Annotated in this window: 16 protein-coding genes; 3 read left to right on the plus strand and 13 right to left on the minus strand. The window is 64.9% G+C overall.

All coding sequences use genetic code 11. The annotated features are described in order from the left end of the window. Positions 1-1,577, minus strand: a 1,577-nt coding sequence (locus ABNS06_RS06490) for a S8 family peptidase (RefSeq protein WP_348673344.1), incomplete at its 3' end; no start/stop codon positions are given. Positions 1,578-1,792: 215 nt separating this feature from the next. On the opposite strand from ABNS06_RS06490, the gene ABNS06_RS06495 reads away from it, so the two are divergent. After that, positions 1,793-2,695: a two-component regulator propeller domain-containing protein gene (locus ABNS06_RS06495; RefSeq protein ID WP_348673368.1), complete on the plus strand. Its 903-nt coding sequence runs from the start codon at positions 1,793-1,795 to the stop codon at positions 2,693-2,695. A 6-nt stretch (positions 2,696-2,701) separates the two neighbouring features. After that, positions 2,702-5,701: an EAL domain-containing protein gene (locus tag ABNS06_RS06500; protein WP_348673369.1), complete on the plus strand. Its 3,000-nt coding sequence runs from the start codon at positions 2,702-2,704 to the stop codon at positions 5,699-5,701. Positions 5,702-5,723: 22 nt separating this feature from the next. On the opposite strand, the gene ABNS06_RS06505 is transcribed toward ABNS06_RS06500, so the two are convergent. From ABNS06_RS06505 to ABNS06_RS06525, 5 genes are all read right to left on the minus strand, one after another. Beyond that, a complete protein-coding gene (locus ABNS06_RS06505; protein ID WP_348673345.1) occupies positions 5,724-6,581 on the minus strand; it encodes a sugar ABC transporter permease in 858 nt (285 codons plus the stop codon). Continuing rightward, positions 6,578-7,669, minus strand: a complete 1,092-nt coding sequence (locus tag ABNS06_RS06510) for an ABC transporter ATP-binding protein (protein ID WP_348673347.1) — start codon at positions 7,667-7,669, stop codon at positions 6,578-6,580. Before ABNS06_RS06510 ends, ABNS06_RS06505 begins: the two co-directional genes overlap by 4 nt. After that, positions 7,666-9,009, minus strand: a complete 1,344-nt coding sequence (locus ABNS06_RS06515; RefSeq protein WP_348673348.1) for a sugar ABC transporter substrate-binding protein — start codon at positions 9,007-9,009, stop codon at positions 7,666-7,668. Before ABNS06_RS06515 ends, ABNS06_RS06510 begins: the two co-directional genes overlap by 4 nt. Before the next feature lies 1 nt (position 9,010). Beyond that, a complete protein-coding gene (locus tag ABNS06_RS06520; RefSeq protein ID WP_348673350.1) occupies positions 9,011-9,817 on the minus strand; it encodes an ABC transporter permease subunit in 807 nt (268 codons plus the stop codon). Positions 9,818-9,884: 67 nt separating this feature from the next. Next, positions 9,885-10,718 (minus strand): HDOD domain-containing protein, encoded by an 834-nt coding sequence (locus ABNS06_RS06525; RefSeq protein ID WP_348673352.1) that lies wholly within the window; start codon positions 10,716-10,718, stop codon positions 9,885-9,887. Between the two features lie 139 nt (positions 10,719-10,857). Between ABNS06_RS06525 and ABNS06_RS06530 the strand changes: the two genes are divergently transcribed. Further along, complete coding sequence (locus ABNS06_RS06530; RefSeq protein ID WP_348673353.1) at positions 10,858-12,621, plus strand: EAL domain-containing protein; 1,764 nt, start codon at positions 10,858-10,860, stop codon at positions 12,619-12,621. Here ABNS06_RS06530 and ABNS06_RS06535 read toward each other — a convergent pair. From ABNS06_RS06535 to ABNS06_RS06565, 7 genes are all read right to left on the minus strand, one after another. Continuing rightward, positions 12,611-13,636, minus strand: coding sequence for a hypothetical protein (locus ABNS06_RS06535; RefSeq protein ID WP_348673355.1), 1,026 nt, complete (start codon positions 13,634-13,636; stop codon positions 12,611-12,613). The genes ABNS06_RS06530 and ABNS06_RS06535 overlap by 11 nt on opposite strands. A 119-nt stretch (positions 13,637-13,755) precedes the next feature. Continuing rightward, positions 13,756-14,721 (minus strand): hypothetical protein, encoded by a 966-nt coding sequence (locus ABNS06_RS06540; RefSeq protein WP_348673356.1) that lies wholly within the window; start codon positions 14,719-14,721, stop codon positions 13,756-13,758. Between the two features lie 190 nt (positions 14,722-14,911). Beyond that, positions 14,912-16,435, minus strand: coding sequence for a mannose-1-phosphate guanylyltransferase/mannose-6-phosphate isomerase (locus ABNS06_RS06545; RefSeq protein ID WP_348673357.1), 1,524 nt, complete (start codon positions 16,433-16,435; stop codon positions 14,912-14,914). Between the two features lie 97 nt (positions 16,436-16,532). Further along, positions 16,533-17,690, minus strand: coding sequence for a mannuronate-specific alginate lyase (locus ABNS06_RS06550; protein ID WP_348673358.1), 1,158 nt, complete (start codon positions 17,688-17,690; stop codon positions 16,533-16,535). 14 nt (positions 17,691-17,704) lie between these two features. Further along, positions 17,705-19,144, minus strand: a complete 1,440-nt coding sequence (locus tag ABNS06_RS06555; RefSeq protein ID WP_348673359.1) for an alginate biosynthesis protein AlgX — start codon at positions 19,142-19,144, stop codon at positions 17,705-17,707. Between the two features lie 31 nt (positions 19,145-19,175). After that, positions 19,176-19,823, minus strand: a complete 648-nt coding sequence (locus ABNS06_RS06560; RefSeq protein WP_348673361.1) for an alginate O-acetyltransferase AlgF — start codon at positions 19,821-19,823, stop codon at positions 19,176-19,178. After that, positions 19,820-20,944, minus strand: a complete 1,125-nt coding sequence (locus tag ABNS06_RS06565; protein WP_348673362.1) for an alginate O-acetyltransferase — start codon at positions 20,942-20,944, stop codon at positions 19,820-19,822. The genes ABNS06_RS06560 and ABNS06_RS06565 overlap by 4 nt, the downstream gene beginning before the upstream one ends. Positions 20,945-20,953 lie beyond the last annotated feature (9 nt).

Below are 20,953 nucleotides of genomic sequence, written 5' to 3' on the forward strand. Positions count from 1 at the left end.
CCCCCGTCGCCTCCGCTCCACGTGTAACCGTCATTGGACGTCGTCCCGCCCTCATCGCCGGGTATTCCCGTACCCCCGTCGCCTCCGCTCCACGTGTAACCCTGCGTGTAGGTATAGCTTCCATCCCAGGTCGTCCCACTCACGTCCGAAACCTGCTGCGTTTCGGGATTCACCAACGCAAACGTCCCGTCCTCCAGTTGCGTCGCGGCACCGACGTAATGTGCGTCACCGGAGAGATCCGCCGCGATGTCGAGCCCGACGTTGGCACAGCCGGTCGCGTCTCCGTACACCGCGTCTGGGGCATAGACCAGTCCCGCGCCCTGCTGGAAGATGGAGTACAGCGCGGTTCCGTCGGCATCCACCACCGGCTTGGCCGAGCGCAGCAGCCGACACTTCACGTCATCGGGCGTCAGGTCCGGATTCGCCTGCAGCACGAGCGCCGCCACGCCGGAGATCACGCCCGCGGCCTGGGATGTCCCGGACATCGTGAAATACATGCCGCTGTTGTCCATGTAGCTCGGATAGGTCCGCGGAATCAGCCCATCCGGATTCATGTGCGCCAGCATGTGACCTCCAGGCGCCGTCAGCTCGGGCTTGACGAAACCTTCGTAGGTCGGGCCCGTGGACGAAAATGAGGACAGGAAGTCGTCGCTGTTGTCATCGGGCGTGAAGTTGTCATCCACCGAACCAACGGTGATCACGTACGGCACGTTGCCCGGGACACCCACCGTCATCGGAGTCGGCCCCGTATTGCCGGCGGACGTCACCACCACGATGCCCGCCTCCCAGGCGGACATCACCGCCTGATTCAGCGGATCGTCCCAGTAGAACGACTGCGGCTCGCCGCTGAACGAGAGGTTCATCACCCGGATACCCAGCGCCTCATGGTGATCCACGACCCATTGAATCCCCTCGATCACGTCGAGATAAGTCCCGTAGCCGCTCGCATCGAATGCCTTGACCACATAGACGTCGGCGCCGGGCGCCACCCCTTCGTACCGCCCATCGGCGGTCAGCTCGCTACCGGCGGCAACCGACGCGATATGCGTGCCGTGCCCGCTGTCATCGCGAACCGCAGCGGGAGAGAACGGCGCGGAGGCCACATTGGTCCGGCTACCAGTGGTATCCACGCCATTGACCACGGTCATTTCGCTGGCGAGCAGAGGCCACATGCCGGTATCGATAATCGCGATACCGATACCGGACCCGTCGATGCCGCTCGCGTGCAAGCGATCGGCGCCGACCCAGATCGGATAGAACGTGTCGGGAACCTGCCCGCTGACCTCGAGACGAGCGTCCTCGTATACGCGCAAGCCACCGCTCGCCCGCAATGCAGCCACCTGCGCCTCGGTGAGCGAGGCGCTCGCCGCGTTGATCAGCGGCAGTTCACCAATGGCCTCGCCGGCGACCCGCTCGATGGCGGAATGCGCTGTTTCCAGCGAGTCCGCCTGAACGATGTAGAACCCTGCGACTTCGGCCGCGAAGGAAACTGGCGAATCACTATCCGCCATGGAAAAGAGAGCGACCCCAAGCGCGGCGAGTCCGCCGGCCCCGATCCCCAGAATGCGCGTGTGCATGATGCGTGGCCCGTCTGCGGCCTAGTCCCTGAAGCCTGGTGAATATCGATGCCGGGCAATCCTTTCCGGCGTCGTTTTCTTTTAAGCTTCGAGGGTAGAACTCTCGTTCTTCAGTAAACGTTAAACGCTCTTGGGGTGTTGCGTTACTGGTCTTGCTCACCCGATCAACGGCGGAATCGCAAAATCATTACACCAGCGCAGACATACTCTTGCGGATGAACGTCGCACCCATCCGCAATGCCGAGTCTCAAGGTCGCCTCCGGCCAAGACGCGGACGCTGGACGCCCCATAGCTCGCACACGCGCTGGTTGTCGCTCGCGGCTGTCCTGTCCCTGACGCTTTCGGCCGCCGCCGCCGCGGCGTCACGGACCACACCGCTGTCCTTCGAGCGGCTCAGCCTGAGAGAGGGCCTCAGCCAGAGCACCGTGATGGATATTCATCAGGATGCCTTCGGTTTCATCTGGCTCGCCACGGAGAGCGGCCTGAATCGCTTCGATGGCCACAAGATCCAGACCTATTACAGACAGAGTGGCCGAACCGACCACCTGCGAAGCGACTACATCTGGGCTATTGAAGAGGATTCCGAGGGCAACCTTTGGATCGGTAGTGATGACGCTGGCGTGATGCGTTGGGATCGTCGCGCCGATCGGATCGATACGGTCCAACTAACCGGGCAGGATGGGGAAGACCTCACCAACGCTCGCATCTACGACCTGCTGGTGGCGTCAGACGGAACGATCTGGGTCGGGACACGCGATAACGGCATTGTCGCACTCACTCCCGACGCCCATCCGTTTGCGTGGTTCCTGAGCGAAGCGAAGAACCAGCCATCTGCGCGCCGAAGCGCAATCACATCGTTAGCCGAGGGAAGCGGCGGCACAATTTGGGCCGGGAGCCAGCGGGGCGTCCACAGGATTCAGCGTCCATCCAACACGATCAAGTCTTACCTGCACGACAGCGCCGCTGATGAAGCCCGGACGCTGGCAGCAAACAATGTGGCCAGTGTCATGGAAGATCGCCATGGGAATATCTGGATCGGCACATTCGATTCCGGGGTATCGCGCCTGAATCCAGAGACTGGTGAGTTTGACCATTTCCGAGCCGAGTCAGGCGCATGAATAACGCTGCCCAGTAATCGGATTCGTGCCCTCATGGAGGACGACGAAGGGCGAATCTGGATCGGCACTCAGTCAGGCATTGCGCTGATCTTTCCCGACGGCACTTCTCAAATCGTCAGGCACGAACCTGCGAATCAGTTCAGCCTGCCGAATGATTTCATCATGAGTTTCGCTCAGGACGACTCTGGGCTGATCTGGATCGGTACACGCGGTGGAGGTACCGCGATCTGGAACCCACGCAGCTGGTCTCTGGGCCCTCGGACGCCGGAAGTGCTCTCTGGCGTACATGTCAACGCGTTCTTGGAACAGCCCGACAACACGGTCTGGATCGGAACAATTGGATCTGGGCTTCTGCATCTGAATGGTTCCGGCCACTCAAATCCAGCTCCACCCTCTGCCCTGTACGACCTCGGGCAAGACAGCGTCATGTCACTTCTACGAGACGAGAACGGCAAGATCTGGATCGGCACGCTGGCGGACGGACTACTCCACTACGACCCGGAACAAGAGACCATCACTTCGATGCCAATGTCTCCCTCTCGCCGGGACGCGCTTGGAGCCGCTGGAATCATGTCGTTGGTGGAAGGGCCACCCGGAACCGTCTGGGCGGGCAGCTACAACGGCGGCGTCGCTCGCATCGACACAGACTCGCTTTCCATTGAACGTTTGGGTTTTGAGGGAGCGATGGCCGGCCTGGAACGCATCCGTGCGACAGCTTTGGCGGTCGTAAAAAACCGGGAGCTTTGGATCGGGACGGAAGCCAGCGGACTGATGATGCTGAACCTAGAATCCGACCAGTTCCGGCATTTTCGCGAGAACGCGAATGAACCTGGAAGTCTGCCGTCCAACACCATCTACAGCTTGCACGCCGACAATGAGGACAATATGTGGATAGGCACGGGAGCCCAAGGTCTCGCCAAGCTGAGCCGCGAATCGCTGGAACAGACGCGACCCGAGTTCTCACTGATTTCATCTGCTGACGGACTCTCGAGCAACGTCATTTTCGGCATCGAGTCCGACGCGGCAGGACGCCTCTGGCTCAGCAGCAACAATGGCTTGATGAGGCTCGATCCAAACACGAGTGCGGTCCGGTCGTTTCACCAAGGCCACGGCAGCTTCGGCGACGAGTTCAACTTTGGCGCCCACCACAGGGCAGAAGACGGCACCCTGTACTTTGGTGGGCCAGGCGGCTTCAACGTCATTGATCCTCAGACCATTGAGTGGAACACACAACCACCACGAATCCTGCTGACAGACATACTGCTATTTGGCGTGCCTGCGACGGGGAGGCCGCCCCCCTACCTTCGCAAAGCCTTGCATCTGGCACACGACGAAAACGTCGTGGCCTTCGAGTTCGCCGCAACCGACTACGCCGCCCCCGAGCGAAATCTCTATTCGGTCAAGCTGGACGGCTTTGACAAGACCTGGAGCCCGCCCTCGCCGCGCAACCGCGCGACCTACACGAACCTTGATCCGGGCCACTACACGCTCATGATCCGGGCCAGCAACAGTGACGGCGTCTGGACTCCGGAACCACTGACACTACCGATTCATGTGGCCCGGCCTCCGTGGGGAACCTGGTGGGCCTACGCCTGCTACGCAGCCGCCGCGATGTTCCTGCTGTGGTGGCTGCTGCGCCTCAATTTCAAGGCGCAGGAGCGCAAGGCCCGTCTCAATCAGCTTGCGTTTTACGATCGCATCACGGGCCTGCCCAATCGGGAGCTGTTCGAACAGCGCGCGAATGACGTGCTGAGCCGCCAAACCGACCACGAGAATTTCCTTGCCGTTCTGTGTATCCGGATTTTTGTGCCCAGACAGATCACGCAGTCGTTGCCGCAGCAGCTGCTGAACGACATGTGGCAGACACTGGCATCCCGTCTCATGCGCGCGGTGCACGGGCACGAGCAGACACACGGGCGGCGCGATCTGGCCCGCCTCGATTCCGACCATTTCCTGGTGTTTATCGAAACCGACTCGCTGGACGACTCCCAGCCGTTCTCGATTGGCGAGCGCCTGCGCCTGATCTGCACCGAATCGCTGACCATCGGCCAGCACCGCGTCCCCATCGCCGCGTCCGTTGGCATGGCGCGCGCGCCGCAGCATGCGCCCGACGCGGACACGCTGATCCGCTACGCGGCCACCGCCGCGTCGAGCCAGTCGCACCCACAGGCCGATGGCGTGCTGGTCTACAGCAAGGAAATGACCGCGCGGCTGGAATCGCGTCTCGCACTGGAAACGCGCCTGCGACTGGCGTTGGCCAACGACGAACTGCAGCTACACCTTCAGGCGAAGGTCGACGGCGACAAGGTGGTGATGGGGGCCGAAGCCCTGCTGCGCTGGCACAGCAAGGACCTGGGCTGGATTCCTCCGACGACCTTCGTCGCGGTGGCCGAAGAATCCGATCTCATCGTGGAACTGGATACATGGGTGATCCGCAAGGTTTGCAGCCTGCTGGCGTCGACTGAATTCGCGGACCTGGGCGACATCCAGATCGCCATCAACATCTCCGCCGCCAACCTCGGGCATCTCGGGATCGTCAACCTGCTCATCCAGACCTGCGAGGAGTTCGGGGTCCAACCACATCGCCTGGAAGTCGAACTCACCGAATCCGCGCTGCTGACGGACATGGAGCAGACCCGGGAAGCGCTGCGGCAACTGAAATCGCACGGGTTCTCGATCGCACTGGATGACTTCGGCACCGGCTACTCGTCACTGACGCATCTCAAGACGTTTGCAATCGACACCGTGAAGATCGACCGCGAGTTCGTCCGCGGGGTCGATTCCGAGGACCAACAGGCCACAATCTGCAATGCCATTGTCGCGCTGGCCAAAAGCCTGGACTTGCACACGGTGGCCGAAGGCGTGGAAACCGAGGAGCAGTACGAGGCTCTCCGCGCACTCGGTTGCGATGCCATGCAGGGTTATCTGTTCGCCAAGCCAGTGCCGGCCGCGGATTTCGCCCAATTCGTCCGGCAGTCTCCGGCCAGGGTGACCAACCCGCAGTAGCTCGACAGCCCGACCGTTTCGGTCAGGCCCGCAGCACCCAGCGCCGCAGCAGCAGGAACTGCGTGAGCAGCACCACAAGCACGGCGAACACCAGTACCGCGCTCATCGCCGCCGCGTAGCCGAATCGCAGGTACTCGAACGCGTTCTGATAGATGTAGTGCGGCAGAAACAAGGTGGCGAACTGCGGCCCGGTCTTGGTCACCACCAGCGCCGGCACGAACGCCAGCTGGAGCACCAGCACCACGTCCCGCGCCGCCAGTAACAGCAGCATCGGCGACATCGCCGGCAACGTTACCCGGGAAAAGCTGTACCAGGCACCGGCGCCTTCCACGGCACAGAGTTCGTAGCGCTGGTGCGGAATCTGGCGACGGGTTGCCAGGATCACCAGCACCAGCTCGCCAATCAGGAAGCTCAGCACGATGACCATGGCGGTGCGAGCACCGGAAACGGTCAGCAGCCATTGCGCGCCGCCGTACTGCATGGCGTTGAGCAGCCAGGCCGCCGGCCCGAAGAATGGGTTCAGAATCCAGAGCCATGCCATGGCCCAGACCAGTTCGGGCAGCACCACTGGCGTGAAGACGGGAACCAGCGTGACACCCGCCAGACGCCCACGGCCGGCGAGCAACAATCCCAGCACCAGCGCGATCAGCAACCGCACGGGCACCGCGAGAACGATCAACCACAACGAATTCCGCAGCGCGGTTCGAAACAGCGGATCCTCCAGCATGGTTCGGACATGCGTCAGCCCGATCCACTGCGGCGGATTCAGCGCGTCGTAACGGAACAGCGCCAGCACCAGCGTCCCGAGCAGCGGCACCATCACCAGCGCGATGGTTGTGACGACGACGAGACCCGCCAGCCACGCACCGGAGGTTTTCACAGATGCAGACCCGTTCGCCCATCAAACCAGCGCACGGCGTCCGGCGCGATCCCCAGGACGACAGACTGGTCGGCCCGATAGGCGGCGTCGGGCTCGACACGGGCGATCAACGCCTCGCCCGCCACGTCGCAATGCAGCCACTGCACGTCACCCAGATGCTCGACCTGGCCGATCCGCCCCTCGATGCGCCAGTCATCCTCCCGCAGCGGCGCCCAGCTCGAACCCGTGACGCGCACGTCCTCGGCGCGCACGCCAGCGATCAGGTGACCCTGTGCCGATTCTGTCGCAACCGGCCGCTCACCGCCGAGCAGCGAAACCGCCCCGGCACTCACCTTCGCCTGAAACAACTGCATGGCGGGTTGTCCCAGGAACGCGGCGACCCGCGTGCTGGCGGGCTGACGGTACATCGCCAGAGGCGTATCCACCTGTTGCAACACGCCGTCGATCAGCACGCCCAGCCGGTCGGCCATGGACAGGGCCTCCGCCTGATCGTGCGTCACGTAAACGGTGGTCCAGTGCTGACGCCGATGCAGCTCCAGGATTTCCCGCCGCAGACGCGCTCGCAACGGCGCATCCAGACTCGACAGCGGCTCGTCCATCAGCACCAGGCGGGCATCACGCAACATGGCGCGGCCCAGCGCCACACGCTGACGTTCCCCGCCAGACAACCCCGAGGCGCGCCGATCCAGCAACGGCTCCAGGCCCAGCCGCGAGGCGACGTCATCCGCACGACGTCGCGCCTCGCGACGGGCCACGCCGCGCGCCCGCAGCCCGAACATCAGATTGCCGGCCACCGTCAGATGCGGCATCAGTGCGTGATCCTGGAACACCATCGCGATCTCGCGCGAACCCGGGGGCAGATCGCCGATAGCGACGCCTCCGGCCCGGATCGTTCCGCCCGCACAGGGAACCAGACCCGCGATGGCCCGCAGCAGCGTGGACTTGCCGCTGCCGGAAGGCCCGGCCAGCACCAGAAACTCGCCGCGCCGCGCGGTCAGGTCAATGCTGCGCAGGATGTCCCGTCCGCCCAGGTGAACCGTCAGTCCGGCGACATCCAGTCCGGACTCGGAATCCACGGCAACCGTCACGAATCGTTTTCCGTCTTTCCGCCAGCCGGCGCCGGCTTCAGCAACCCGCCCGCCGCCTGCTCGATCAGATCGACCAGCAGATAACCATCACGCAGACCGAAGTTGGCCTCGCCCGCCATCTGCGCCGCGGATTCGAACATCCATTCCTCGATGACGGGATTGATACGCGTCTCGATTTCGTACCAGGTCGGGATGTTCGGCGTACGCCGCAGCGTCGGGATGGTGTCGAGAAAGACACGGGCGGACGCCGGCGGCTGATCCGGGTCGAGGAACGCCTCGCTTTCGGCCACCGACTTGCGCACCGGGACGATGCGACCCGAGGCCGACAGCAAGGCCTGCCCGGTCTCGCCGGTGGCAAAGGCGATGAAGTCGCGCGCCGCCGCCTTGTGCCGGCTCTGCCGCCCGAGGCAATAGGCGTCGGCATGCAGCACCGACGCCGCCTCGCGATGTCGGGGCAGCGGCGCCACATCCCAGTCCAGGCCGTCGACGGCGCGCAGGCCGGCCGAGAACCGCCGGCTGTTCAGCGTCATCGCCGCACCACCCCGGATGAATCGGGCATCCGGCCCCTCGGCGCGCCGTTCGATCAGCGGCGGAATCACGCCGACCTCGTTCTTCAGCCGCTTGAGGAACATCAGGCCCGTGACGGCCTGCGTCGAGCGCAGCGCGAACCGCGTGGGCGCGTGGATGTCATCGACGATCCGGCCGCCCGCCTGCCACACGAACGGCGCCAGCCGGATGATCGAAGGATCGACATCCAGACCATAGAGATCGGCGCGGCGATCGCCGTCCAGATCACGGGTCAATGCCCTCGCGGCATCATGAAACTCCTTCCAGGTCCAGTCGGGCGCCGGTGGCTCCACGCCATACTGCTTGAACAGTGCCCGGTTCCAGTACACGACCAGCGATGACACGTTCTGTGGCATGCAGATCAGCTCGCCACCGTAGGTGAAGCCGTCCAGCGGCGGTTCGTAGAACGCTTCGCGCTCGAACAGGCCCGCGTCCCGCAACAGCGGGCCCACCGGTTCCAGCACGTCACTCGCGATGAACTGCCCCCAGCGACGAAAGTTGATCAGGAACAGGTCCGGCGCATTGCCTGCGGCGAAGGAGGTGGTGAGCCGGGTCACGTGTTCGGCATGACGACCAACCGGTACGAACTCCACCTCCACATCCGGCCGCTCGGTCCGAAATGCATCGATCAGTTCACGATAGGCTCTGGCCTCGACCGGATCCGCCACGGCCTGCAAACGCAGGTGGACCGAATCCGGGGCATCGCCACGGCCGCAGGCCGACAGGCACAGCACCAGCGCCGCAAGCGCCAGGGGACGGCGGAATTCGATCAAGTCATCCTCCCACGGAACGGTTCAGGCTGAACGGGACAATCAGCAAGATCAGCACCACTGGCGCGGCGAGCAGCATCGATGCCGCCATCAGTACCGACCAGTTGCTGGCGCCAAGCAACTCCAGCGCGTGCAACATCAGCGGAGCGGTCTGCGAACGCTCGCTATGCAGGTAGAGCAGCGGTTCGGTGAAGCTGGACCAGCACCAGGCAGTGGCCAGCAACGCGGCCGCGGCCACCGCCGGACGCATCTGAGGCAATGCAACCCGCCACCAGATTCGCAACCAGCCCGCGGATTCAAGCCGGGCCGCCTCCAGCTGCGACATGGGGATGCCCCGCGCGGCGAGATAGAACAACAGCACCAGCAGCGGATGTCCGCCCATCAGCGCGGGCGCCCACAACGGCACCCAGCTGCCGCCGAAGCCCAGTGCCTGAAACGCCATGAACCGCGGCAACCAGATCGCCGCGTAGGGCACCGACGCGGCGCCCACCAGCAACGTCACGCAGGCAAGCTGCCAGGCCGGTGACATCAGTCGAATCCCCAGCCCGCCGAGACTGCCCGCGACGATGGCCGTCGGCACGAACAACCCCACCAGGACGAGGGAATTGAGCATGGCGCCCGCCATGGGGACATGCGCGAATACGGCCTGATACGCCCGCGTCCCCGGTGACGCCGGCCAGAGATCGCCGGGCACCGGCACCGACCCCGGTGCGTGCAGGGACGCGACGAACAGCAACGCGAGCGGGACCACGAAGACGCAGCCAACCAGCGCCAGTCCACACCCGCGAATAAAGGAAAGTGCCACACGCACCGTCAGCTCCGGTCCGGCCCAAACGGTGGATTATCTCCGGAAGGCGCCGCCGGCGCAGCGGCCAGCCTCAGCTGGCCATGGCTTCACCGACCGCACTGTCCTGCAGCCAGGCGACCACATCCGACCGTTGCAAGGCCTGCTGGGCCAGCGTCACGGCCCGGTCCAGGGACTCCGGGTCGCAGGCGACTTGGTGCCCAAGCTGCTCCGCGCAGACCTGCCGCGCGATGCCGACCAGCGTCCAGGGCCCCCATACATCGACAGCGGGCCGCAGGCATTTCAGCGCCGTAGCGTAGACCGCATCGCCCAGGTACCAGCGCCGCGCCAGCGCCCCACCCAGCGCGCTGGCATGGTGGCGGGCCGCCGTGTAGTAGCTGGCCGCCGATCCGATGTCGATCAAGGCCGGGGCAGCACTGAGCAATGGCACCATGCCGATGTTATGAAACAGGCCGACCGTGAACGCGGAGTCCGGATCCTCGAATCCCAGATCCGGATCGGCGATCCGGCGCAGCAATGTGGCCACGGCGGCGGCAAGCGCCCACTCCTTGTTCAGCAAACCGGTCAGCGCGGGATGCCGGGGCTGAAACGCCGACTGCATGGCCTGATGCATCACCCGGTCACGGGTCGTCCTGGCGCCAAGCCTGGTCACCGCGTCCCGCACCGATTGCGTCGGCGAAACACCTCGATTCGCCGCGGAATTCGCCGCAGCCATGACGGCGGCCGCCGCGGAGACGTCGGACTCGACGACCTCGACCACGTCAGCCAGCGAAAACTCTTCACCACGTAGTACCTGGAGCAGGCGCATCACGACCTGAGGGGGCGCGGGCAGGGACTGCTGCGTCGCCAGCCGGATGACGGACTCCTGGGTGATGGTATCCAGCACGGACGTATCAACCTTGTTCAATGCTTGGCTGGCGTATCGACACCCACGATGATTTCTTGAGCCCGGCCGATGTCGAAATATTACGATGGAAAACATCGTAAATAGCGGTTAGTCTGAAAAAATCATCCTCTGGCCAGGTGATCAGCCCAAGGAGGGTCAAATGTCGACTTCAGACGAGCCGTGGTCTCAACAGCTTGTCGCGCTTCCCACGTCCATTGAGACGCTGCGCGAGCGCTTGCCCAGCGAAACACTGCTCGAAACCATCAGTCTGCTGCTGGACAGCATCCAGGACGCCGTCGTGCTCGTGGGCGTTGACGGACGAGTGATCTACCAGAACGCCAATGCCGAGAAACTGCTTGGCAGCGGCCCGCACATCACCTCACCGGAGCACTGGCCCGAGCTTTTCGGCATCTATCATCTGGATGGACGCACCCTCTACAAGCCGGATGAAATTCCGCTCAACAAGGCGATCCACGGCATCGAGACCCCCGGATACGAAATGCTGATCCGACCGAGAACGGGTGCGGCATCGCGGCTGATCCGTGCCATGGCCAAACCGCTCTTCTCCGCGACAGGCGAGCCCATCGGCGCCATGTGCTCGTTTCACGATGCAACCGAACACGACCGGCTGCGTCGCCAGGTCCGGTACCGCGAGCTGCATGACAGCACCTCGGGGGTTCAGAACGGAATGGGCATTCGCCAGACCATCGACGCCATGTTGCGCGATCTGCGCGATGGCGATGTCGACGGGTTCGGGCTGCTGCTGGTCAACCTCGATCGATTTGGCCTGGTCAATCACGTCATCGGACGCGACGCGGCGGATGTCGTGCTGCGCCGCATCGGCCGCATGCTGCAGAATCGCGACCAGGTGATCGCCGTCGGTCGCCTGTGCGCCGACGAATTCGTGGTCGTGGTGGCCACGGGAAACCTCTCCGAGACACAGCAACAGGCCAACGAGATCATCTTCGCGCTGCGCACGATGGATCTCACGCCGTCCCGGTACAACACGACCATCACCGCCAGTGTGGGTACGACATGGATCGGTACCGACCTCGAGTTCAGCACCGAGGATATCCTCGCGCTGCTGACGACCGCGGTGGAGGACGCCAAGTCCGATGGGCGGAATCGGTCGGTGCCCGTGGAGCTGGAGGAATTGACCCAACCGTCCTCCGAGCACTGTCGTGTCGGCGACGTGATCTCGATCATCAACGAGGATCGGCTCTGCCTGTTCGCGGAACCGATTGTCCAGGCGGACGGCAACCTGCTTGGCGTTGAAGTGCTCACGCGCGTCTGTTCGAAAACCAAGCTGCCGACCTTGCCCAAGCAGTTTCTGCCAACCGCCGAGCGCTTCGGCCTGATTGGTCAGCTCGACGTGCTCAATCTCACCAAGCTGGTGACATGGATGGGCCAGCAGCAGAACGAATCGGGACTGCTGGGACGGGTTCACATCAACCTCTCCGGCTACACCCTCGCCAACGAGAGCTGCTTCGGGGACTGGATGACGGTGATGCTCGCCAACATCGCGCATGCACCCAAGATCACCGTCGAGGTCACCGAGACCTTCGCGATGAAAAAGCCCGTGGAGGCATCCGCCGCCCTGCAGCAGATCCGCCAGCTGGGCTGCAAGATTGCGCTGGACGATTTCGGCTCGGGTTACAGCTCCTTCTCGCGACTGAAGCAACTGCCACTGGACTATCTGAAGATCGACGGCTCACTGGTCCGCAACTTCCTGGAAGACAAACAGGACCGGGCGATCCTGAAGGCCATCGTGCAGCTGGGCGACGCCCTGGAACTGCCGCTGATCGCCGAGCACGCGCACAACCAGGAACTGGTGCAGGCCATGTTCTCGCTGGGCATCGATTATGTGCAGGGCTACGGTATCGGCCGAGGTCGGCCGTTGACCCGCTGCCGCGTCAAGAACTGAGCGTACCGGCCGCGAGATACCCGACCAGCATCGCAACCGCCATGCGCGCCGGACCCCACATGGCCGCCAGGCCCCGCACGCGCCGGGTGGTGAAGGTCGGGATGCCACACAGCAGGCCGTGAAGAGTCGCCAGCAGACCGACCCGCCAATCGAAACCGGCCAGCATCAACCCGCCAACCACGACCAGCAGCAGGCACGACAGCAGCCCGGTCCGCGGGTTCAGACGCCCGTTGGCGAACGGATTGACCGGCCCTCCCGGCGGGTCGGCAGCCTCGCGGTGTCGGGACACCGCGAATACACCGGCCACGACCCGACCGGCCAGCCCCAGACACCAGTAACCCGCAACAAGAATCCAGACGGATGCGGGCGGTGTCGGTGTTGGCGCGAACACCACGAGCGTGATCAGCAACACCACTTCCGCGCCCCATTGCCGCGGTCGGAACAGCTGCAGCCAGGGCCGTAGTCTCGCCAGACCCCCGGCGCCGGCGGACAAATGCAGAACCGCGACGGATTGCTCACGCCCCAGCCTGTCGACCGCGCGGCGGGACCGGCGACCGAGGCCGACCGTGACCACACGTCCAGCTTGTCGCCACAGCGGCCCGGCCGCGCGCGATCCGCCGACATGCTCGAAGGCGCGAGCCCCGAAACGCCGCACCGGCCAGTCGGGCAACTGCGCGCCCTCGCGGCCCGCACCGACGGCCAGACCCGGGCATCCCGCAACCCCGCCCAAGTGCGCGGCGATGCGATGCAGCAGATCCGGATCGGAAGTCGATATCAGGTGGACCGGCCGTCCGGCCCGGTGGGCGTCGCCCATCAGGGCCAGCACGTCCCGGTTGTATGGCAGCATCGCCACGTTCAGTGAGTTTGCCCGGGTCCAGCCCGCTTCGACGGCCGCGACACCCTGGCGGATGACTCGCAAGCACGCGAGCGTGCGCCATGGACGCCTCAGCAACCCCTCGATCAGCAGTTCATCGGACAGATTGGTGCGAATCAGCGCGCGGTCGACTTCGACCACGAGAGGCAGCGGAGATTGAGCGCTTGTGCGTAAATCATTCACGCCAGCGCGAATGATCTACGGACGAGCGCTTGACGTGCGCGCCAAGACCGGAGCCCGGCAGGTCACCAGGGCGGTCGCTACGGCGACAAGCGGGCCGCGCGGCGCGGTGTCGACGTCGCAGACTCCACGGAGGACATCGCCGCGAGGCTCTGCATGAATGTGTACAGATCGTCAGCGATCGGCGAGCCCTGCTGAATTTGCGGCCCCGCCGCGATGATCGGCAACACGGCCAACGCCGGGCTTTCAGGCGGCTGTCCCGCGAGAACACCGAACAGCCCGTCCAGCAAATCCGTCAATGCGCCACCGAGCCCGGACAACAGCGCGAGATCGGTTGCCGAGAAGCTGTTGTCGCCCGTCTGGTCCAGCTGGCCCAGGCCGAGATCGGCCAGGCTGTCGATCTGACCCGGCCGCAGCACGGAGCAGCCGGACATCACCCCGGAGGAGGTGCAACCCGGAGCGGCGACCGGATCACCGGAACGCGGCGTGATATCCAGCAGCAGCGTGTAGGGCGACAGGGCGCAGGTCATGATCTGGTTCGAGACTTCACCCGGATACTCGCAGGCTTCCCGCATCGCTCGGGCGGATGTCGTGTAGCCGACGGTCTCGGCCGCATCGGCCAGATTCAGAATCACCGCGCGCATCCCGACCCACAGTGGGTCGGTGAGCAGCTGTTCGGTGCAGTGGATGCTGCCGAGATCGGAGGACGCCCCGATGATCCCGGGATCCTCCTCGCAGTGCTGATAGTCCCGCGCGATCTCGTCTTCACCGATCGTGGTGTAGAACGTTCCGACGACTTCATGCTCGCGGAAGATCAGGATGGTGCCGCCGTAGACGCTGAGGTCAATCAGGCAATTGACGAAGGTGGGCACGCTGCAGGTGCGTCGAATCACCGCGGCGGGTTCCGGGTAGCCCGCCGTCTCGATCACGTCCGCCGCCCTGATCGCCGTGTTTCTGACCAGGGTGTCGAAGCCCTCGAGCGGATCGTCGCTCTGCGCGAAAGCGGTTTGCCAGCTCCCCAGCCCAAGCAGGCCAATGACTAGCATTCGGATCAGTGTTCGATACGGCATGATGCACCAGCCCGCGTGCAGGCTCTTTCCCCAGAGACTTAACGAATATATCACCTGAGGATCGCAGTGCAGCAATTCCTGGCGCCGGTCGTCGGACGACAAAAGCCCCACGGCAGAAGCACTCCGGCGGATGCCACCGCCAGAGTGCTCGCAGGATTCCCGCCCCTCAGACGGATTCCGCCGTCGCCGGCTCCGGTGTCTGCGGAGCCGGCACGTCGGGGTTCCCGGTCTCCGGACCGGGCTGCGGGGTCGCACCCGCTCGTCCGTAGACATCATCGAACCGGACAATGTCGTCCTCTCCGAGGTAGGTGCCCGACTGCACCTCGATCAACTCCAGCGGGATGTTGCCGGGATTCTCCAGCCGGTGCGTCGATCCGATCGGGATGTAGGTCGACTCGTTTTCCGACAGCATGAAGCTATCGTCGTCGCGGGTCACGATCGCGGTGCCCTGGACGATGATCCAGTGCTCGGCGCGATGGTGGTGCATCTGCAGGCTCAGCTTGGCGCCCGGCTTCACGCAAATGCGCTTGGTCTGGAAGCGCGAGCCGTAGGCCACGCTTTCGTAAAAGCCCCACGGACGGTAAACACGCTGGCGGTGCTCGACCTCGGGGCGTTCCAGCCGTTCGAGCTGCTTCACGAGCTGCTTGACCGACTGGGCATCATGCTTGTGCGCGATCAGCACCGCATCGGCCGTTTCCACGACGATCAGGTCACTGACTCCGGACAGCGCGACCAGCCGTTTGCTGGAATGCACGACATTGTCGGTGGCGTTGAGCAACTGCACGTCGCCCCGCGTCCGGTTGCCGTGCTCGTCGTCGGCGGGCAGGCGGTCCATGTAGGTCCAGGCACCGACGTCATCCCAGCCGGCAGCCAGCGGCATCAACGCGATCCGGTCCGTGCGCTCCATCACCGCGTAGTCGATGGACACCGATCGGCAGGCCTTGAACGACAGCGGGTCCAGGCGCAGGAAGGCGCCGTCGACCTCGGCGTTGATCAGCGCCCGGCGGGCGTTCTGCATCAGGTCGGGTTCCAGCGTCTCCAGATCCTCCAGCATGCGATCGGCGCGGAACAGGAACATGCCCGAGTTCCAGAATGTGTCGTCGTCGGCGACGTAGGTCTCGGCGATCTCGGCATCCGGTTTTTCGACGAAGGCGTCGACCGTGCGAGCCGCACGGCCGTTGGTGGGCAGGCAGCGCACGTAGCCGTAACCGGTTTCCGGCCGAGTCGGCTGGATGCCGAAGGTGACGATCTCGCCGGCCTCGCCGACATCCATCGCCGCCTCGACGGCGACGCGGAATGCCTCGATGTCGCTGATGGCGTGATCCGCCGGCATCACCAGCGCGATCGCCTCCGGGCCGTGACGGTTCGCCACCTGCTGCGCGGCGATCGCGACCGCGGGCGCGGTGTCGCGACCCTCCGGCTCCAGGATGATGCAGTCCGGCTTCAGGCCGATGGCCTCCATCTGCTCGCTGATCAGGAAGCGATGCGGCTCGCTGCCGACAATCATCGGCGCCGCCACCCGGCTGAGGCCGCCACTGCGCAGCAGCGTCTCCTGAAACAGCGAATGCTCGCTGGTCAGTTCCAGGAACTGCTTGGGTTTCTGCTTGCGCGACAGCGGCCACAGGCGTGTACCCGAGCCCCCGGCGAGAACCACCGGGACCACGACGCGACCCGGTGTACGTGCACTCACGATTGGAGTTTGCTTGTCTTCCATGATTTCAGACCTCCGACGGTCGGTTGAGTGCGCAGCGCCCCGAGGCGGTACCCGGACACCGACGCGGGAACAATCAGGACGATTGACGTGGGTTGAACAGGTCGGTCACGTTGCCTCCGACCCGGTAGTTGTCCAGCGGACGGTACTCCGCCAGGCGGCGTGCGAACGCGCCGGTGCAGGATTCGATCGAGCAGTAGGGTTCAAGCCACGAGAACTTCGACGGCTTGAAGTCCCCGAGCTTCTGCCGGGCACCGGCCTTGTTGCGGAACATGGCCGGCTCGTCCAGGCCGGCCAGCACGCGCGAAGCCAACCGGGTCAGGGCGTGGTCGCCGCGAGCCTCCAGGTCCAGCCCGTTGGCATCGCCGAATGCGGCCATCATCGCCAGCGGCGGCAGCGAGTAGTTGTGATAGAACAGCGCGCGGGTCTCCCGCCGCAGCTCATTGTTCAGGTAACCCTCATCGGTCACCTGATTCGCCGCGCGGTCGTACTGATCCACCGACCAGTCGAACAGCCGGCGATCGTTCAGCACCACGGCAACGCTCATCACCGACCAGGCCGCCCAGTACTCGTGGTTGTTGAACTTGCGCTGCGGCACGTTGCTCCAGTCGTCGACGACCAGATAGGCCAGCTCGCCCAGCCAGTCCTCGATCTCCGCCGCCTGATCCGGATACGGATGCAGCGGCTCGCTGGCGGAGAATTTCAGCCGCAGATACGCCGAGGCGATGCTGGACAGCGCCCACTTGCGCATGGACTTGCCGGTGTGGGTTGTCGCCGTTCCGGTCATGGCGTCAGCGCGGGCCCAGTCGAGCATCCAGGTCAGCGCGCAGTCGACCGCGGCGATGTCGGCGGTCTCCAGATAATCCTCGACCAGATTGTTGATGCCGCGCTCAAGGTCCCGAATGGGCTCGACCTGCGAGTTATAACGCCGGGCCGCTTCTTCGTTCAGGTCGTCCCGGGCGGCATCGGAGCCCTCGTACTTGCTGGGAAAGCTCAGCGGACCCGTGTGGGGGGTGCTGGCGTCCGGGCAGCCGTCGAACTCGTCATCGGCGCGAGCCACCGCGTAAAACCCGGCCGGCGCCTTGAGGCGGGCCGGCGTGGTCACGGGCTGCGGCGCCGCGGACCCGCTCTGGACCGGCTGTCCGGGATTGGAGGCGCAGCCGGCCGCCAGCAGCAAGGCCGAGACCGGCACTGCGAGCAGCGGTTGACGGGGTGTCGGGAGATTCAGCTTCATGGCGTCCTCGTTTTTCAGGCGTGGCGCTCGCACAAGGTCACGGTGGCCTCCGTGCCCTCGGGCAGCGGCGGCTCTCCGACGTCCGGATCGGGGCCCAGGTCCAGCCCCATGAACACGGCGTCGGTGAAGTCCTCACCCTCTCGCAGGGTGATGACGAACCGGCCCTGCGTATCGATATGACGCGAGCGCTCGATGGTGAAGTTGTCGTTCTTTCCGTTCATGTACCAGACGGAAAAATGCAGCTTGTCGATGTCCGGACGGTTGAGCCTCACATCCAGCAGGTACTGCCCGCCGTGAATGGACTCGACCTTGCCGTCACCGTTGAACAGGGTTTCGGTGAGGGAATCGGGCTTGAGCGGCGTCTGCACCTGCATGACGGGATCGTCGCCCTCGCAGCCGTTGTCCACCGACGGCAGGATCTGGCGGAACAGGTCGGCCTCGTCGAAATTGCTGTAGACCGGCATTTCCCAGATCAGGATCTTCGGCGGCGATTCGCGAAAGTCCTCGCTCATGAAGTACTGCAACAACGCCGCGTCGATGCCGCCGCCGGTCACCGAGACGTTCAGCACGTCCACACCCAGCGCCTCGGCCAGAAAGCCGGCGAAGTTGTAGGCGGGATCGCTGTTGCTCGTCCCGGCCAGGACGATCTGCGGCTTGTCGGCATCGCCGAACAAGTCCGAGCCACTGCCCTCGGTCGACGTGGTGAATCGCGGGATTACCTGCTCCGGATAGCCGAACCCGCACATCCGCTCGACCGCCTCGGCGTAGGTGCCGGACTTTCGCAGGATGCCCTGCTGACGCGTGGTGAAGGTCTTGGCCGGGATGTCGGCGAAGGCGTCGAGTTCGCGAATTCTCTCGGCGGTCTGCAACGCGGTGCGCTTGGCGCCGGACGGCGTCCAGTGATGGTCGCGCTTGAAATAGAAGGAATCCTCCTGCGGACCGTAGAGCAACTGCCCCAGCCGCGGCACCACGGCGCCGGCATCGCGCAGGTCCTGCAACAGCACCTGGTAGCCGACTCGCGCCATGTCGCGCGACACATCCTGCTTCATGTGGTCCGGCAGGTGCCGCCAGGCCATCAGGCCACGCGGCGGCAACGGCAGCATGACCAGGGTGACGCCACGGGCCGCCAGGCGCTGCTGAAGCAGCGAGACCGACTGGTAGGTCGACGGCATCAGCGCGTAACGATCCTTGAGGTCGTCCTCGGTCCGGAACAACCAGCCGTTGTCACCCTGGACCATCATCCGGAATCCGTCCAGGTAGCCCGTGTAGCTCGCGGGATCGGCGGCCTCGGGGCATAGATTGCAGCAGGGCTGAAGCTCGTACTTCGGCAGTTCCGGAAACGCCGGCGCCTGCTGGGCCCCGGCACCCGCGGCGACCACCATCAGCAGCGTCGCCGCCGCGGCGGAAACACCACGCAGCCACGGTCCCTGTGTCTGTCGGTTGCTGTTCAACATGTCTGCATCCCTTGCGCTTGACCTGACCGGTTCAGTCGACCACCCAGGTCAGCCGCGGCTGGCCGCGACCGGGGGTGACGAACAGGCTGAATGCCCGTCCACGGGCGAGATTCACCGGATCGGTATCCGCCAGCATCTGATCGCCGGCATAGACCGCCATCGCCACGCGCAGCGGGTTGACCTCGCGGGTCGCGAAATCCCCGTCGGCGGCTTCGGCGATGGTGGCCGACCCGTCCGCGGTCTTGAGCTGCAGACTGCCGCTGTCGGTCAGGTTGTAGAACACGACCAGCGCCTTGAGATCGTCCTCCGGCGTATCCAGCGCGTGCAGCGTCAGACCGCCATCGCCCAGCGTGGCGGTGTAGTAACGGTCGGCTTCCAGGGTCCGGGTCAGGCTGTCCGGGCCGAAGGAAATCGTGTGGTCGCCGGCCGGCACGAAGGCGTAGCTGCTGGCCTCGTACTGATCCAGCGTCTCCACCGGCTCACCGCCGATCGTGCCGCCGGCCACCGAACTGGGCGTCGCGTTGAAGATGCGGACGAATGCCGATCCCGGCGGGGCTTCGGGGCCGTATAGCGCATCATCGCCGGCGTGCAGCGGCGCGCTCGCCAGGATCATGGCCGCCAGACCAGTCAGCCACGACATCGGGCCGATCCGCAGGGCGTGGAGTGTCTTGACGTTCATACTCGAATCTCCGTGTGGCGTTGAGCTTGGGTGGTCCGCAGCGGAGGCATCTCGGTGCTGTCATCCGGCTGTACCAGGTAGCGTTCCGGGATCTCCCAGACCACCAGTCGCGGCTGGACCGTATGCAGGGCGTCGCCGGCAAGAAAGCGGGCCATCGGCTTGAACGGGCCGTGGCCGTCCTCGGCAAAGTTCACGACATCGCGTCGCAGGGCCTGCTGCAGCGCCCCGGTGAAATGCCACAGCGGGTCGGCGCTGTAGCTGGTGCCGACCAGCGCCACCGGCACGGTGTCCGAACCGCCGAACAGGGCATCGGCGGAGCCGGACGCCTTGGCCACGGTCTCGATCCGCGGCACGCGTTCGGCGTCGGGCAGCAGCGATTCGAATACCGGCGCCAGCGGCAGGTAGTTCATCAGGTCGCCGCGATGCTCCACCGTTTCCTTGCGAAAGCTCTCGAACTCGGTCGGATCGGCATCGGCAACGGCGAGCTGGGCTCGGCGATCGCGGGCCAGGGCCGTGGCCACGCAGCCCGCCCCGTCCGGGGTCCAGTGAGTGTCGGTCTTGAGGAAGACCTGCGCCTCGGTCTTGCAGCGTTGCATGGCACCGAGCATGTCCGGCACCAGCACACCGGCGCTGCGCAACTGCCAGCGGGCACGTTCGTAGAGTTCGGCATGTGTCGGCGACGGCGCGTGTTCACCGCGATACTCGTCGTAAACCCGCGCCTTGGCGGGCAGCAGCGTCACCGCGAGATCGACTCCGCGATCGGCGAGATAGCGGTGCACCGCGACAATCCATTGCAGGTGCTGCCGCAGGTTGGCGTCCTCGTCCGGGTAGGGGCGGAATTCCTGTTCGGTGTAGAACCAGCCATCCCTGCCCACGACCAGACCATCGCGGCCCTCGCCCAGCAGCTCATAGCGCGCCGCGGCCCACAGGTTCTGCCCGACCTGCCGCAGCGGAAACGCATCATCGAAGTGGTGTTCGAAACGCGCCGCGGCGTCACCGTCGGCCCAGCCGACCTGCTTGGGCATATGAAACGACGCCGCCGACACCACCGACCAGGCACCGACCAGCAGCGTGAACGGCACCACGAACAGAACGGCGATCCATGCATTCGGTGTACGCATTCCGGATGC

It is taken from the genome of uncultured Abyssibacter sp., from assembly GCF_964000955.1.
Lineage (GTDB): Bacteria > Pseudomonadota > Gammaproteobacteria > Nevskiales > OUC007 > Abyssibacter.